Origin of the sequence: Bradyrhizobium sp. WSM1417, assembly GCF_000515415.1 — a bacterium.
GTDB lineage: Bacteria > Pseudomonadota > Alphaproteobacteria > Rhizobiales > Xanthobacteraceae > Bradyrhizobium.
In genome coordinates, this window is sequence record NZ_KI911783.1 from 4,024,528 (window position 1) to 4,040,061 (window position 15,534).

At 61.7% G+C, this 15,534-nt stretch carries 17 protein-coding genes; 4 read left to right on the top strand and 13 right to left on the bottom strand.

Going from position 1 to position 15,534, the window contains the following annotated elements; all coding sequences use genetic code 11:
* From BRA1417_RS0119135 to BRA1417_RS0119170, 8 genes are all read right to left on the bottom strand, one after another.
* Positions 1 to 1,011, bottom strand: coding sequence for a branched-chain amino acid ABC transporter permease (locus BRA1417_RS0119135; protein WP_027517175.1), 1,011 nt, complete (start codon positions 1,009 to 1,011; stop codon positions 1 to 3).
* A 200-nt stretch (positions 1,012 to 1,211) separates the two neighbouring features.
* Positions 1,212 to 2,039 (bottom strand): AraC family transcriptional regulator, encoded by an 828-nt coding sequence (locus tag BRA1417_RS0119140; protein WP_027517176.1) that lies wholly within the window; start codon positions 2,037 to 2,039, stop codon positions 1,212 to 1,214.
* Between the two features lie 129 nt (positions 2,040 to 2,168).
* A complete protein-coding gene (locus BRA1417_RS0119145; protein ID WP_007593010.1) occupies positions 2,169 to 3,419 on the bottom strand; it encodes an ABC transporter substrate-binding protein in 1,251 nt (416 codons plus the stop codon).
* 347 nt (positions 3,420 to 3,766) lie between these two features.
* On the bottom strand, positions 3,767 to 4,732 hold the full coding sequence (locus tag BRA1417_RS0119150; protein WP_027517177.1) for an ABC transporter ATP-binding protein: 966 nt from the start codon (positions 4,730 to 4,732) through the stop codon (positions 3,767 to 3,769).
* Positions 4,729 to 5,703, bottom strand: a complete 975-nt coding sequence (locus BRA1417_RS0119155) for an ABC transporter ATP-binding protein (protein ID WP_027517178.1) — start codon at positions 5,701 to 5,703, stop codon at positions 4,729 to 4,731. The genes BRA1417_RS0119150 and BRA1417_RS0119155 overlap by 4 nt, the downstream gene beginning before the upstream one ends.
* A gap of 3 nt (positions 5,704 to 5,706) precedes the next feature.
* Positions 5,707 to 6,567, bottom strand: a complete 861-nt coding sequence (locus BRA1417_RS0119160; RefSeq protein WP_027517179.1) for an ABC transporter permease — start codon at positions 6,565 to 6,567, stop codon at positions 5,707 to 5,709.
* On the bottom strand, positions 6,564 to 7,508 hold the full coding sequence (locus BRA1417_RS0119165; RefSeq protein ID WP_007608695.1) for an ABC transporter permease: 945 nt from the start codon (positions 7,506 to 7,508) through the stop codon (positions 6,564 to 6,566). The genes BRA1417_RS0119160 and BRA1417_RS0119165 overlap by 4 nt, the downstream gene beginning before the upstream one ends.
* 78 nt (positions 7,509 to 7,586) lie before the next feature.
* Entirely contained in the window at positions 7,587 to 9,128 is a 1,542-nt protein-coding gene (locus tag BRA1417_RS0119170) for an ABC transporter substrate-binding protein (protein WP_027517180.1), read from the bottom strand.
* A 238-nt stretch (positions 9,129 to 9,366) separates the two neighbouring features.
* Here BRA1417_RS0119170 and BRA1417_RS0119175 point away from each other — a divergent pair, with 238 nt between their 5' ends.
* Complete coding sequence (locus tag BRA1417_RS0119175; protein WP_027517181.1) at positions 9,367 to 10,323, top strand: MurR/RpiR family transcriptional regulator; 957 nt, start codon at positions 9,367 to 9,369, stop codon at positions 10,321 to 10,323.
* Between the two features lie 147 nt (positions 10,324 to 10,470).
* On the opposite strand, the gene BRA1417_RS0119180 is transcribed toward BRA1417_RS0119175, so the two are convergent.
* The 4 genes from BRA1417_RS0119180 to BRA1417_RS0119195 form a co-directional block, all read right to left on the bottom strand.
* On the bottom strand, positions 10,471 to 10,746 hold the full coding sequence (locus BRA1417_RS0119180) for a hypothetical protein (RefSeq protein ID WP_027517182.1): 276 nt from the start codon (positions 10,744 to 10,746) through the stop codon (positions 10,471 to 10,473).
* A 165-nt stretch (positions 10,747 to 10,911) separates the two neighbouring features.
* Positions 10,912 to 11,085: a hypothetical protein gene (locus BRA1417_RS44845; RefSeq protein WP_198034843.1), complete on the bottom strand. Its 174-nt coding sequence runs from the start codon at positions 11,083 to 11,085 to the stop codon at positions 10,912 to 10,914.
* A 91-nt stretch (positions 11,086 to 11,176) separates the two neighbouring features.
* Positions 11,177 to 11,503 (bottom strand): hypothetical protein, encoded by a 327-nt coding sequence (locus tag BRA1417_RS0119190; RefSeq protein ID WP_027517183.1) that lies wholly within the window; start codon positions 11,501 to 11,503, stop codon positions 11,177 to 11,179.
* Positions 11,504 to 11,784: 281 nt separating this feature from the next.
* Positions 11,785 to 12,075 carry a hypothetical protein gene (locus tag BRA1417_RS0119195; RefSeq protein WP_245286247.1) on the bottom strand — a complete coding sequence of 97 codons (291 nt, stop codon included), beginning with the start codon at positions 12,073 to 12,075 and terminating at the stop codon, positions 11,785 to 11,787.
* A 390-nt stretch (positions 12,076 to 12,465) separates the two neighbouring features.
* Between BRA1417_RS0119195 and BRA1417_RS0119200 the strand changes: the two genes are divergently transcribed.
* The 3 genes from BRA1417_RS0119200 to BRA1417_RS0119210 all read left to right on the top strand — a co-directional run bounded on the left by BRA1417_RS0119200 (position 12,466) and on the right by BRA1417_RS0119210 (position 14,562).
* Positions 12,466 to 12,912 (top strand): hypothetical protein, encoded by a 447-nt coding sequence (locus tag BRA1417_RS0119200; protein ID WP_051448354.1) that lies wholly within the window; start codon positions 12,466 to 12,468, stop codon positions 12,910 to 12,912.
* A 445-nt stretch (positions 12,913 to 13,357) separates the two neighbouring features.
* The gene (locus tag BRA1417_RS42870) at positions 13,358 to 13,633 is read left to right on the top strand and encodes a hypothetical protein (protein ID WP_035968645.1); all 276 of its coding nucleotides are present in this window, start codon (positions 13,358 to 13,360) and stop codon (positions 13,631 to 13,633) included.
* Between the two features lie 173 nt (positions 13,634 to 13,806).
* A complete protein-coding gene (locus BRA1417_RS0119210; RefSeq protein ID WP_035969427.1) occupies positions 13,807 to 14,562 on the top strand; it encodes an outer membrane protein in 756 nt (251 codons plus the stop codon).
* A gap of 316 nt (positions 14,563 to 14,878) precedes the next feature.
* On the opposite strand, the gene BRA1417_RS46315 is transcribed toward BRA1417_RS0119210, so the two are convergent.
* A complete protein-coding gene (locus tag BRA1417_RS46315; protein ID WP_371259998.1) occupies positions 14,879 to 15,184 on the bottom strand; it encodes a hypothetical protein in 306 nt (101 codons plus the stop codon).
* Positions 15,185 to 15,534 lie beyond the last annotated feature (350 nt).

Below are 15,534 nucleotides of genomic sequence, written 5' to 3' on the forward strand. Positions count from 1 at the left end.
TCAGCGCCTCGCCAACAGGCCCTGCGGCCGAATGGCCAGCACCAGAACCATGATCAGGAAGGTCACGACGATGGCGTAGGTCGGGATGTAGACCGAGCCGAGCTGCTCGGCGAGGCCGATGATGAGCGCGCCCAGCGCAGCACCCGGGATCGAGCCCATTCCGCCGACGATCACGACGACGAGGGAGGCGAGCAGGAAGCGGATGTCCTCGCCGGGCGAGAGCGACTGGAAGGTTCCGCCGACGACGCCGGCGACGCCGGCGAGGCCGGCGCCGAGCGCAAACACCACCACGAAAACGAGTTGGATCCGCACTCCGGTCGCCGCCAGGATGTCGCGATCGTCGACCCCGGCGCGGATGATCATGCCGATGCGCGTGCGGTTGAGCGCCAGCCACATCGCCACGCCGATCACGACGGAGGCGGCGAAGATCACGAGCCGGACCATGGGATAGCGGAGATAGACCGGCTCGCCTGAGGACTTGACCGCGGTGACCAGCGGCAGCTCCACAGGTCCGATCAGCCAGTTCGGAGTCTGGATCTGATAGAAATCGCCGCCACAAGCCCACAGCATCAAATCGGCGAATACGATCGAGAGTCCGATCGTCACCATGGTCTGGCGCAGGTCCTGGCCTTCCATGCGGCGGAAGACGAGGACCTGGAGCAGGACGCCGACCAGCGCCGTCAGGATGAAAGCGAGGATGAAGCTGAGGACCCATGAACCGGTCGCGACGCTGATGGCGTAGCCGACATAGCCGCCGAACAGATAGAGCGAGCCGTGCGCGAGGTTGACGTTGCGCATCAGGCCGAAGATCAGCGTGAAACCGCTGGCGACGAGGAAATAGAGGCCGCCGAGCGTGATGCCGTTGAAGAGCGCGTTGAGGAAGACCCGCTTGCGGCCGAACGCATCTTCGACGCTCTGCGGCCACACTGCGAGAATCAGCCAAAGCGCCACCGCAACCACGATGATGACGATCAGTGCCCAGGCGGGATGGCGTTCGACAAAGCGGGTCATGATCGCCGCTCCGTCTTCACGTCACCCCATCTCTCACCCCACAAGCGGGGCGGAGGGGCACGCAGACCGTTGCCGGCCGCAAGCCCTGCCATGCACGTGCGCTCCCTATCGCGCGCGATCCTCTTTTCGGGACCGCGTTTGGCGCATCCTAATGCGGCTGTAAGGGAGGCGTTTGATCGTGAGTATCTTTTCGCGTGGGGTCAGGCGCGCAAAACCTTGGCCGCGCGGCGATAATCGGTCGGCGCCATGCCGACATTGGCGGCGAAGAAGCGGGTGAATCCGCTCTGCGACGAGAAGCCGAGATCGAACCCGATATCGGCGATCGGCGCTTCGCTCGCCACCAGCGCCTCCAGCGCCTGCTCCATCATCAGCGTGTTCAGATAGAGGTGTGGCGTGACGCCGGTCTGGGTGCGGAAGAGCCGGTAGAAATGCGGCCGGGACAGGCCGGATTCGCGCGCGATGGTATCGAGCTCGATCTCGGCGCCAGGACTCTCCGACATCATCTTGATGCATTTGCGCACGCGAAAATCCGTGACCGAGCCATTTGCGCGCGGATCGCGCGCGGTCGCGGCCTGTTGCCAGCTTTCGTCGTAACAGATGTCGATCAGGCTTCTCAGCTCGCCATCGAGGCTGTTGAGGGAGGGTGCGCCGCACACGAGGGCGGCTGCGTGCCTGATATGCTTGTCCAGTGCAACCGACCGTGTGAACTGGGTGCGGCCGAAGCGCAGGCGGTCGGCGCCGGGCGCATCGGGCGCGAACCACTCCGCATTGACGTAGAGCACGAAGAAAACGGCGCCGCCTTCGAGATCGGACGGCAGGAAATTGTGCGGCTCCCACGGATTGACCGCGACGACGGAACCTTCGGTGAGATGGTAGCGTCCGTCGCTGACATCAATGCATGCGGAACGCCCGCCGACATGGAAGATCAAATGACCTTCGCGATGTGCGTGGATGTTGAAAGGGCGATTCAACTGATAGACCGTCGCCCGACCAAAGCGGCCGTGGAAGACGGCGAGCGCCCGGCTCATGCCTCTCCTCCCAAAAGCTCTTGGTATTTTTGGTAGCGTTCAACAACCGGGGAGAGAATGCAAGGGCGCACGTGTCGCGCTTCTGGCAAATCTCTCCCCGGCCGGTCATCGCTCGCGAATGAGAATAGGTCAGTATTTCTTACATTCCGGTACTGTGCGGCTCGGCAAACCGATCTTGGCGAACACCGCAGGATCGTAGCCCAGCGTTTGGTTGACGTTCGGGATCACGTTCACGACCTTTGAGAACAGCGCGCCCTTGCCGTCGTCGACGACCTCGGTGACGAAGTTGGTGCCGATTGCCTGGCGGTTGGAGTCCAACTTGATCTTGCCGTTGGGTGCGTCGAGTTCGATCTTGGCAAGGGCCTCCTTATACTTGGCTTGATTGTTGGAGAGATCTCCGTTGACCTGACGCAGCGCCAGGATCAGCGCCATTGTCGAGCCATAATAGTTGGTGGCGAGCAGTGATGGGCTCGGGAAGCGCTTGTTGGGCGGGAAGGCGTCCTGATAGTCCTTCACGAACTTCTGCCAACTCGGGTTCTCCCAGGTGTCGGCCTGGCCGCTCGCGGCCAGCGTGCCAATCAGGGCATTCTTGGCGTTTCCCTTGGACGACAGGATGGTCTGGTCGATCATGATCGAGCCGCCCATCAGATGCGCCTTGCCGCCGGCCTGCTGGTATTGGTTCAGGAAGTTGACGGCGTCGGCGCCGCCGAGGCCGAGATAGATTGCATCGACGTCGTCGGGCAGTGCGGCGATAACCGAGGCAAAGTCCTTGGTGCCGAGCGGCACCCATTGCCGGTTGGTGACCTGTCCGCCAGCACCGCAGAACTCGAGCACGAGGCCGAACACTTGCGTATAGATGAAGGAGTAGTCTTCGCCGACGGTCGCGATCTTGCGATACTTCTTTTGGTCATAAGCGTATTTGCCGAGGCCCACCTGCCATTGCGCGCCGTCCATGTTGTAGCGGAAAAAGTTCGGAGCCGGATCGACATAGGTCGTTTCCTGGGCCCCGGAGGCGGCATTGATGAAGGTCAGTTCAGGATGGGTCTTTGCAAAATTCTTGACCGCGATGCCTTCGTCGCCAGAGAGCGGCGACAGCAGGATCTGTACCTTGTCCTGCTCGATCAGCTTGCGCACGGCTCGCACGGCGGAGTCCGGCGTCGCGTCGGTCGAGGCGATGACAAATTCGAGTTCCTTGTCGCCGACCTTCTTGCCGAGGACGTTGAGGGCCGTCTGGAAGCCGCGGATACCGTCCTCGCCGAGCACGGTGTACGTACCTTCGAGCGTCGCGGTGACGCCGACCTTGATCTTCTCCTGTGCGAAGGCGGTGCCCGAAAGTAACAGGCTGCTCAACGCGATCAGTCCTAGACTGCCTTTCAACATTGCTCTCCTCCCTGGGCGTTCTTATCACTGTTTTTCACCGCGCCTTGGCGCGTCCGCCGCGCGGTGCGGCGTTCGGGCAAGGCCAACGGTTCTTGACAGGGAGGCTAACCGAACTCGGATACAGTGCACGTGCCGGAGCCGTACGCGGCTTAACGGGCAGTCTCATTTTGAATGTTGCGTCGCGATTAACATCGCGGTGCAACAGGCATCAGGCTTCCCGATTTGCACCCGCCTGCCGCATGGCTGTCGCGACTGCCGCTGACTGCGGCTGCGGAATGGGATCGCTCGAATAGAGGATGAATCGATTGTACGCGTTGCGTCATTTCGCTGCGCGCAGCACTCGCTGGTTAAACGTTGTGGCAGGCGATTGTCCGACCGTCCGCGCCGGCAGATCGAAGTCGTGGCACATCGACGAGACAGCGATCGCTGGCCATTGGACAGCGGGGCGCATATGCACAGCCGCGCGGCCGCGTGAAGAGGCTTGGCGGTTCACCCATTTCGATCGCGCCCTGGATCCGCTTCGATGGATCCGGCTTCGGAATTGCTGCCACCAACGCGCGCGTATAGGGATGGAGCGGATGATCCAGCACCGTCCGCGTCCCGGCCTGCTCCACGATCCGGCCCATATACATGACAGCAACGCGGCTGCTGATCTGTCCGATCACGCCAAGGTCGTGCGAGATGAAGAGCATCGACAGTCTCAATTGGTCACGCAGATCCATCATCAGATTGAGCACCTGGGCCTGCACGGAAACGTCGAGGGCGGAGACCGGCTCGTCGGCGACGATGATGGAGGGCGCGGGAAGAATGGCGCGTGCGATTCCGACCCGTTGCCGTTGCCCGCCACTCAGTTCGTAAGGGTAGCGAGCGGCGAAAGACGGGTTCAACCCGACGGCCGTCAAGGTGGCAGCTATGGCCACGCTACGCTCGCCGCGGCTCTTGAAGAAGCCGCTGATGTCGGCCGCCTCTGCCACCGAATCTCCAATTGCGCGCCGCGGGTTGAGCGATGCATTGGGATCCTGGAAAACCATCCGGACGCTCAGACGCATCTCGCGCAGGCCGGAGCCGCCGGCTCCGATCACTTCGGTTCCCTTCAAATTGATGTTGCCGCTGTCGGGCTGGACCAGCCCGACGAGGGTGCGGCCCAGCGTGGTCTTGCCGCAGCCGGACTCGCCGACGATCCCGAGGACCTCGCCTTCGGCTAGCGACAGCGATACACCATCCACCGCCTGCACCCGGTATTTCCGACCGGCTCGCCTGGCACTGAACGAGACCATCATGTCCCGGACGTCGAGGATGGCATTGCCGCTCATGGCAGCTCCCCGCCGGCCAGCGGAAATGCGCAGAGCACCTCGTGCCCTTGGGCGGCCTCAAGGAGAGGCGGGGTCGCCACGCGGCACTCATCGCGCACCGCTGCGCAACGCAAGGCAAACACGCAGCCAGCAGCGACCGTACCTGGCAGCGGCGGCTGACCAGAAATGGTTGGCAGCCGGCGCGCGCCGGAATTTCGCGACGGCATGCAATCCATCAGTCCGCGGGTGTAATGGTGACGCGGTTCGCCGAACAGCGCATCGACTGCCGCGGTTTCCACGATCCGGCCGGCGTACATGACAGCTACGCGATCGGCGAGCTGCGCAATGACTCCCATGTCGTGGGTGATGAACAATATCGCCATATCCAGCCGGTTGCAGAGCTCGCGCAACAGTCCGAGAATCTGAACCTGTATGGTGACATCCAGCGCGGTGGTCGGTTCATCGGCGACCAGCACCTGTGGTCTGCAGGCAAGCGCAATCGCGATCATGACCCGCTGGCGTTGGCCTCCGGACAATTGATGCGGATACGCGGACAGCTGCATTTTGGGGTCGGGCATACGTACCAGCTCGAGCAGTTCGCGCGCACGGACCAGTGCCGCTGCACCCGGAATTCCCTCATGCACGCGCACGGCTTCCGCGATCTGATCGCCGATCCGACGAACCGGGTTGAGTGAGGTCATCGGCTCCTGAAAGATCATTGCCATGCGGCCGTGGCCCGCTTCGACACGTTGCCAGGGCTGCAGCTGCGTTACGTCGCAGCCCTCCAACAGGACCCGCCCCGCTCGGACCCGGGGGCCGGGCTGCGGCAGCAATCCCATGACCGCAAGCGAGGTCATGCTCTTTCCGCAACCGGACTCGCCGACGAGGCCTAGGATCTCGCCCTTGGCCAACCCGAAGGACACGCCCGCGACGATGTCGATCGGCGCGGTTTCCGGCCCCACTGACACGGTAAGGTCGCAAACTGTCAGCACGGCCTAACCCTTCTCACCAAAGACTTGACGGAACCGCGGATCGAGTCGATCCCGCAATGCATCGCCGACCAGGTTCAGAGAAAATGCCGTCGCCACGATCATCATACCCGGGAAGAAGAGCAGCCACGGAGCGCGCGTGATGAAGGTCCGCGATTCCGCGAGCATATTGCCCCAGCTCGGAATGTCCGGCGGGGCGCCGAGGCCCAGGAAATCGAGTGAAGCCGCGCCGAGCTGCGCGAACGCGAAGACGAAGCTGGCCTGCACGAGAAGTGGTGAGACCAGGTTCGGCAAGATGTGCCGACTGATGAGCCACGCCGCTCCGGCGCCCATGCTGCGAGACGCCTCGACGTAGGTTTCCGCGCGCAAGCGCAGTGTCAGTCCATAGACGATGCGGGTCGTCGTCGTCATGTAGCCGATCCCGATGGCCAGAATGACGGTGGCCACACTCGGGCTCAAGATGACAATCAGGCCGAGCGCCAGAAGCAGAGTCGGGAAGGCCATCAGCACGTCGACCATGCGCATCAGCAGGTGACCCAGCCGCGGGAACAGAGCGGAAAGCACGCCGGCCGGAACGCCTGTCGCGAGAGCGAAGACGACCACGCCCGAGCCGATCAGAAGTGCCATGCGTGCTGAATGAATGGTGCGCGACAGGGTATCCCGGCCGAATTGGTCGGTGCCGAACCAGTGGGTCACGTTCGGGGGCGTCAGGCGGATCACGGGATCGATGGCATACGGATCGTAAGGCGACAGCCACGGTGCGAAGATCGCGGCGAGCACGGTCGCCAGAAGAACCCCGAGCCCGGCCAACGCAATCGGGCGGGCGATGAACGGCTTGAGCCACAATGTCACGCTGTTGCTGCTCATTGAAGTTCAACCCGCGGATCGAGCAGACGATAGCTCAGATCGACAATCAGATTGATCAGGAGATAAACCACCACGATGACCAGGATGACTCCCTGGATCACAGGGTAGTCTCGACGAAGGATCGACTGAACGACGAGGCGGCCGATGCCGGGCAGGGCAAACACGGTTTCGGTCACCACCGCTTCGGACAGCAGCGCGGCGAAGGTGAAGCCGAATGCGGACACGACCGCCAGGAGTGCATTACGCCAGATGTGGCGGCGCACGACCTGCCACGGCCGGATTCCCTTTGCACGCGCCGTGCGCACGTAGTCCTCGCGGGAAACGTCGAGCATGCTGGCGCGCGTCAGCCGCAGGATCAAAGCGGCATTCGGAGCCGCAAGCGCCAGGCTGGGCAGGACGAGATAGCGGAGATTGACGACACCGCCTTCGAAGATCGACGGATAACCGGAACTCGGAAACCAGCCGAGCCAGGCGGCAAAGATCAGGATCAGATAGAGTCCGACCCAGAACGTGGGTATCGAGGCCATCAGCATCGCCCCACCGGACAATCCCTGATCGAGCCACGTGCCGTGCCGGACCGCCGCAATCATTCCGATCGGCACGCCGATGACCGCAACCCAGATCATCGTCATGGTGGCGAGCAAGGTGCTGGTCTCGGCGCCATCGGCTATCACCGACAGCACGGGCGCCTGGAAGAAGATCGACCGCCCGAGGTCGCCCTCAAGCACATGGCCGGCCCAAGTGAGATATTGCAGGATGATCGGTTGGTCGAGACCGAGTTGGTGTCGCAAGGCGTCGATCTGGTCGGGGGTCGCGGTGTCACCGAGCAGAACGTAGATCGGGTCACCCGGCACGATATGGATGAACGCGAAGATGATGATGGACGCTGCCAGCAGCGTCACCGCCGTCGTTCCTGCACGCTTGAATGCGTAAGACCACATGTGGTGGGCGCCTGGTCAGCGGCAACGATGCGCGCCGGCGCCGGCGCTCGACAGTCTTCGCGGCCTCATTGCCCGTCCTTACTTCGTGGACACATTCCAGAACACGGGCCCGTTTGGGTTGAGCCCCTTGAGCTTGGGAGAAGCAATGTCATAGGTGTAGGCATCGCCTACTTTCATCACCGGTACCTGCTCATAGATCAGCGACTGGATCTTGTCCCATGTCGACTTGCGCGCGGCTGGATCGGTCGTGTTGATCAACTCGGCCCTAAGCGAGCCGATCTCGGGGCTGTCCCACCAGCCGGGATAGCTCGCATTGAGGAACGTGAGCAGCAACGGATCAGGCGCGAAGGAATGGTGGGTGACAAAGATGTCCCACTGTTCCGGCTGGCCCCGCATCTTCAGAAGGGTCGCCCAATCGACGACCATCATCTGAACATTGATCCCGGCATCGGCCAGCTGGCGGGTGAAGACCGAGGCTTCGTCATAGTGTGCCTGGTAGTTCGTCGAGACCAGCAGGCGGATCGGCGTCCCCGTGTAGTCCGCCTCCTTTGCGAGCTCCTTGGCCTTCTTCGGGTCGTGCGCACTGTAATTGGAGACGCCTTCGCTCGAGTACCAGGGTGTGCCGTTGGGAAAGATCGATCCTTCAGCATTCCACAGGTCCTTGGGACCGAAGGCGACGCGCAGTGCCTGCGACTTGTCCAGCGCGGTCTGGATGGCGCGGCGGAGCTTGTAATTCTCCTTCAGAATGCCCTGCTTCGAGTTCATAAAGAAAAGGCCGAAAATCGGCGCGTTGGTACGCTGCACCTGAACCGATGGATCTTTGCTCAGGGACTCGTATAGATCACCGGAGATCATTTCCGCATAGTCGTAGTCGCCCGCCTGCACGCCGCTCACGCGCGTGCCGACGTCAGGCACCGGAATGAACCGGATCTTGTCGAAGCTCGCAACGCGGGCGCCGGCGAAGCCGTCGGCCTTTTCCTTCACCGGCTTGTAGCCGTCGAACCTCTCCACCTCGACATAGCGGTTCGGCCGCCACTCCACGAACTTGTAAGGCCCGGTGCCGATATAGTCCTTTTGCTCGATCGGCCGGTTCCCCGCCTTAGCGGCTATGTCTTCCGGATAGATCGCAAGACCGCCATTGACGTCCGCAATGAGAGCCTTCCAGGCGCCGTTCGGCGCGGACAATTTCAGCGTGACTTCATACTTTCCAGTCGCCTCGACCGACGTAGCCGCCGCCATCAGGAGCTTGCCGCGCGCACCGAAACTGCCCCATCGCGTCATTGAGGCGGCCACGTCCTTGGCAGTCATCTCCTTGCCGTTGTGGAAGATGACACCTTCGCGGAGCTTGAGGACGATGGTCCGACCGCCGTCTTCCGAGCGATCGCTCTCGGCCAGCATCGGACGCGGCGTATAGGTCGAATCCAGCGCATACAGGGTCTCGAAGATGTGGCGGCCGATGACCGACGCAACGTCGGCTGTCGTCAGCATGACATCGAGCGGCGGCGGTTCTCCGATGGTGGCTTCGCGCAGCAGGGTGGCGGCATTGGCCTGCGCAAGCAAGAATGACGCGGTGGCCAGCCCCACGACGCCACGCATCAAGACACTTGGACCGTATCTCATGATCGCCCTCCCGCCTTGTTGACCGCCTGCTTCCCGGTGCAGGGGATGTGCCTTTCAGCTGTTGGCTGATGGCACGCTATTGGTTGTTCGAAAGTTACATACACAATTTGGCAATTATCAAGCGGAAAATGCTGTTATTGATGGGGCATGCCGATATACGTTTGGTCGATGCTGAAGGTTTCTTACGGCAGCTTCGTGCCAAGAGCGCAGGTGGATCTGACCTGGGGAAGGGCAGGCAATGGTGCGTGCAAAGCGAAATCATCCGGCGAGAGCCGTTGGTGCCGCGATCTCGAAGCCGTCGGGCGACGACAATGTCGTGGCCGGCGACATCATCTCCCTTATCAGGCAGAGCGCTCCAAGCCTCAGCCCGTCGGAGCAGCGCGTTGCCACGGTGCTGCTGGCCGATATGGAGTTTGCCGTTCACGCCAGCAATTCCGAGCTGGCCCGCCGGGCGCGCGTGAGCGAGCCGACGGTAACCCGGTTCAGCCGCTCCGTCGGTTGCCGGGGCGTCCGCGACCTCAAGATGAGGCTGGCTCAAGCAATGGCGGTTGGGCGGATTTACGTTGAGCCTCCCCTGCATGTCGGGACCGATCTGGCGCGCCCCGCGCTCTGGCGGTCAGTGTTTCAGGAAATTCGTCGTGCAATTGCCGCTGCCGAGGAAGGACTTCGCAAGGAGGACATCGAGAGGGCTGCCGAAGCTATTTCGCGCTGTTCGAAACTTGCAGCGTTCGGGGTGGGGGGCGGTTCCACTCTTGCGGCGGCGGAAGTTCAGAACCGGTTCTTTCGTCTGGGGATCGCCGTCTCGCATGCCTCCGATCCGAGCTTGATGCGCATGATCGCCGCGACCTTCGGGCGGGATGACGTCGTCGTTGCCATCTCGACCACCGGTGCAGCGAACGAAGTGATCGAGGCAGCAACTATCGCCAAGCAATACGGCGCCCTGGTGGTTGCAATTACCAAGCCGCAAAGCAGGCTGGCTTCAATCGCCGATATTGCGCTTGGTGTGCACGTGCCGGAAGCGCCCGACGCGCTCAAGCCGACGGCGTCGCGCTATGCATTTCTCGCCACCATCGATCTACTCGCAGCGTCAACTGCCTATTGCAAGCCGCTCGAAGCCCAGGCACGCATGCGGCGGATCAAATACGAGTTGCTGAAGGGGAGCGACGGGGACGCCAAAGGGCCGCTGGGAGACTGAAAAATCTACAGTGGCCCAACGAGGATTTGGTCGGTACATCGCCGCTCGCATGTGGCAACGCCAATCGCGTTCCGAAACCTGATCCGCACATCCTGCCGAAAAAAATATCTGGCAGGATGCGATGTTCGGAGCCGGCAACGAGGGCTATCAGCGGCAGACGTAGCTGCCATTGACCAGAACGCGGACACATGCCGTGCCGACAGCGGCTGCACCGACGGCCGCGCCGCCGACGACCGCGCGCCTGGTGGTGCGCCGTGCTACGCCGGCGACTGATACGGGTGTCAAGGGCCGCCCGACTCGTGCTTCAGCCCGGCCGAGCGAGAGCGAAAGGCCTTCGTCCACCGACCAGTCGATCGAGCCGGACACTCCGAGGGCGACCACGGCAACCGCGAGTGATAGCTTTGTGACCAAACCACGCTTCATGATAGTCTCCGTCTTGTGAGAGTGAATTGGGATCGCTCCATGGTCTGGTGCTCGGACCATTGATCAAGGTCAAGGAATCGCAAGAAAACGATGCAGCTGGTAAGCGCGGGCAACACGCGAAAGCGCTTCCAGCAGAATGCGGGCGGCGACAGCTTCTTCGACCCTTTATTTCTGCATGCAGAGCGGCCTCAGTGTCTCGTCGCTGCTGCGCGCTTTCGCGTATTCCATCAGTGCCGTCCGGGCTGCTTCGCAACGCTCTGCGCTTGAAAACTCTTGTGTCGATATGACGGCGCCATTCGCGACGCCGAGCCAGCTGATGACGACCAGAACATAGGTCATGATATCCTTCCCCTCAGCCGTCGATCCCCTGAGCGCAGATTAGCGCGAGAGGCGGCTTAATGAGCGCCGCCCATCGCGCCATCATCAAGCTCTATTGGCACACGTACATGATGCCATCGCCGCCCTTCACCAACGAACCTGGGACGCACCCGATGCCGTTGCGCGCCGCATAGTCGGTCCAGCCGCTATAGCCGTAGCTCCACGGCCCGCCGAAGTAATAGGCTCGCACGGCGTACCAGGGCAGACTCTCGTTAGTGTAGTAGTGTCCGCGATTATAGGGAGTGACGTACAATCGCGTCGCCGCTTGCGCCTTGTCGAGCCCCAGCGAAATTCCGTCTTGGTCGTTCCAGCCGATGGCGAACGTCGTTCCGCATACGAGGGCGGCAACGGCAATCTTCCTTGCGCTCGTTGATTTCATGGACCTTCTCCAAAAATGAACTCCAGCGTCACAAGACCAACGCAGCACCAGGGCGGCAGCTTGCTTTAGATCAAGGGATTCAAACAAATCGCATCCGCTTCGTCTTCGACTTTGCCAGGGCAAGTTCGAATCAAGTTAAGTGAATCTGGATGACGACGCTCTGACGTCCGATAAGTGCAGCGCGCGGGAACACATCAGAAGCGAGCTGTCACGTGGGATCTCGGCCCTCTCTCACTTGGAGCCTAGTATGCAATCGTGCGAACGCTTCTCGCTGGAATGCGTCATGCAGTCGGCGACAAGCTCCGAGACGGCATGACGCCTCTCGACCTGCTCTTCATCATGTCTGCTGTTTCGTTCGTGGGCTCGTGTTGCGCCTCGACCAATTTGCTGAACGCGAAGAACAGTCTGGCGGTGATGCCACCCTTCAATCGGTGCTCATCATGAAGCCTCTCGGCCGCCAAGGTTGACCAACTTCTTGCCTCGGCCATCCAGACCGTTTGGTTTGCCGGATCCTGGCTTGCAAGCTGCCGGCAAAGTGCTGCGCGCGAACTCAGTTCGAATTGACTCATCATCGGCCCTCCCTGCCAGAAGCTCGATGTACGCGGTGAGAATTCTGCGTTGCGTGCCACATCTCTGCAATTGCCCTTCCGGCCATTGTACCAAGGGGCATGTCACGGCCACTGACTGAGCCGTGCGATATTGCGCGAGGCGGTGTTGCGAAAATTCAATTCGTTGATCTGGCTCAAGCGACGCCGCGTTCGGACACGGTGAACATTAGTTCGCTGCAGCGTGCGTGCGCCTACCGACGAAGCGCCGCTCATGCCGCAGCAAGTGCTCACCAGGGGCGCCGCGGCGGAAGCAACGGCCGCTCGATTTAGGCAGCCATGCCCATGCGGGTTGCATTACTTCGCCAATCCTGCCGCCGTGGCCCGTTGCTTGCCAGACGAAGATCTGCGGCGGCAATGGCGCCGACAATGCCCATCTCGCGATATCTGTTCTATGTGGGCGGTACGTTGCTCGCGATGCTCTTCGTTGCGGACGCCCTGGTGCCGGATCGGCCTGCGATCCACGGTGGAGCTGCGCGCTCCGCCACCATCCGCATCCATTCCGATTGGAAATTGCCCGAGCGGGTCGTTCTCGACACTAGCCTGCCCAGGATTGTCGCAACCGACATCGCCAAGGTCGAGCTTGGTGCCCTGCCAGGCGCCGACCTCCCACAGACGCGCGTGCGCGAGGCCTTTGCTCAGCTAGGACCGCTCGATGCCGAACGACCGCCAGCGCGTCCGTCGACAAAGGCTGATGTGAAGCCGCAGCGTCAGAACAAAAGTGCGAGGAGGCACATCGAAAAAAATATTCGGCTCGTCGCGCGGCCGCCGCAGTACGGCTGGTTTGGCAACCAGGTTTGGTGAGCGTCTTCGATCGCATCTTCGGAGTGGGGCGCCGGCCATTGATACTAGCAGCGCGTGCACGTCGAGGCATTGCCCAATCAAAGGTCCTTGAAGAACGGGAGTAACTGACATGAGTGAAACGTCAAGGTCTGAACGAATCGATCGTCGCGGCGCTCTTTCATTGCTCGGATGGGCCGCTGTACTCGGATTGGCGGCATCCGGCACGGTGCTGTTAGGAACAGAAGCGCCGGCGCAAACGATCGGCATGGAGCGACGCCAGGAGAGGCGCGGAGGCCGCCACGAGCGGCGTCAGGAACGGCGCAGGGGCCGGACTGAACGCCGCCAGGAAAGGCGTACAGGGCGCACGGAGCGCCGTGAAGAGCGGCGCAACTAGGACGTCAACATGCTCTCACCGATCATCGTTCGCCGGCAGATGTCTGCCTGATCGCGATCCGGAAGCTGGCGGATGCCGCAGACCTGGTACGTCACATTCGAGGTGCACAAGCGTGGGACCTTGCCGAAGCGGCGAAGTCCACGGGAGACACGCACATTCGAGAGCGAAGCCGAGGCGCGGGCTTTCGCGCGAGAGAAATTCAATGAGGGATTGATCGTGTTTGCAGGCACGCTCAATCCCTTTTTGCCGCGACGGCTGATTCCCTCGAGCGACATTCCGTCTTGGATAGAGCCAGACCGAGGTGACGAGGTTGGCGGCCACGATGACAAGCGCGAACCGGAGAAATAGGCAGCATGTCTTGGTGCTCATGCCGATGTCGCGTGCGAAATGTCTTGAGTGTTGCCATTATGGCACGTGGAGTTTGTGCCGTCGCCCGTAGAGTTTCAGCTGGAAGTTGGGGGATGATTGCAGTGCAACAAGCCGCCGTTCGAGCAATCAAAAGCGGCCGGCAAGGAGAGAGCATGATGAAAAGACTTTTACTAGCAACCGTTGGTCTGGTGGCGCTGTGCACGGCGGGGACCGCCATGGCTGCCGATATGGCCGTAAAGGCGCCTCCACCGGCACCGATCATTCCGATCTACAATTGGACGGGGTTCTACATCGGCGGCAATGGTGGCTGGGCGCAGAACCACAACTGCGTGGATTTCCTTGACGCGGCTGGAGTCGCCGTCGCCTCTGGCTGCCGCGATCGTTCCGGTGGTGTTATCGGTGGCCAGCTCGGTTATCGCTGGCAGGCCAGCCAGTGGGTGTTTGGCCTGGAGGCTCAGGGCGATTGGGCGGATCTCAGTAACCAGCGCGTCAGCCTGTTCAATCCGACGCTCTCCACGCGCGCGAAAACGAGTGCCATCGGCCTCTTCACCGGCCAGATCGGCTACGCCTGGAATGCGTCACTGTTCTACGTGAAGGGCGGCGCTGCGGTAACAGACAATCGTCTCAGCGTGCTTGATACTGCGTCCGGCGCCGAACTCGCCGCGCAAAGTGCAACCCGTTGGGGTGGCGTCATTGGTGTTGGCTTCGAGTATGGCTTCACCCCGAATTGGTCGGTGGGGCTTGAATACGACCATCTGTTCATGGGGCACCGGAATAATTCGTTCACGGTCGCTGATCCGCGACTTGCTGCTTTCGTGAACGACCGGATCACCCAGGACGTGGATATGCTCACCGTGCGCTTTAACTACCGCTTCGGAGGGGCCAACCCGGTCGTCGCGAGGTACTGAGCTCTCCAGGGTCTGACGTCTTCAGGGGGCCGGCAGTCATGTCGGCCCTCATTTTTTTGGTTTTATCGCGCAAGTCAGTCAGCGTCTGCCGGCGCGGTCGACCAGACCGCCGCGGTTGGTCGGAGTGCCGGGCCGCACCGCTTCTCGTGCGGCAGCCCGCGCGACGGGACGCACTCCCAGGACCGCGCCCGGTCTCACGACGCAATGCGCGGGATAGTCCACATACTGGCAGTATACGGCCGCGTTGGCGCATTCAGGGCTCGCGAAGATGAGCCCTGCCGTCAAGAGCGCGTGCTCAGGAGAATCCGAGGCAGATCTACCAGCCGGAATAGTAGCTCCGTCTCGCGTAGTAGCCGCCATAACCGCCATAGCTTCCGTAGGCGCTGTAGGCACTGGGCGGACAATAATCATAGCCGTATCCTCCGCCGTAAGGGGAGTATCCGCCGCCGTAGGAGGGATATGCACCATAGTAGCCGGAGCTTGCGATCGCGCCACCGACGACGGCGCCCGCGACCACTGCGCCGGCGCCCCAGCCACGGTAGCCTCTATATCCGTAGCCCCTGTAGCCGTAACCTCTGTAGCCGTAGCCGACGCCGCGATACCCCAAACCACGATAGCCCAATCCCGCTCCGCGGTAGCCTCCGCCCCATCCGCCACGATAACCCAAGCCTCCGTAGCGCACTTTCACCACGTCACTATCAAGCGTGGCTCTCATCGCACCGACGTTGGTGGGCAAAGGCGCCGCTTCGCTTCCGGGGACAGAAATCATGGCGCTCGCGACAGTAAAAATTGCTGCAAATGCTGCTTTGATGAACCTCATCATGTCCTCCACGTGGTTGAAACCTCGACTGACCGGCTAGGAAGAGATTCCTTCGCGCCGGCGGCATGACCGTGCACATGAAATGTTGCGATCGCTAAAAGTGTTTCAGGCCGAGCGTGAGCTAAACCCGTGCGGACCTCAGCCGGAGGAGA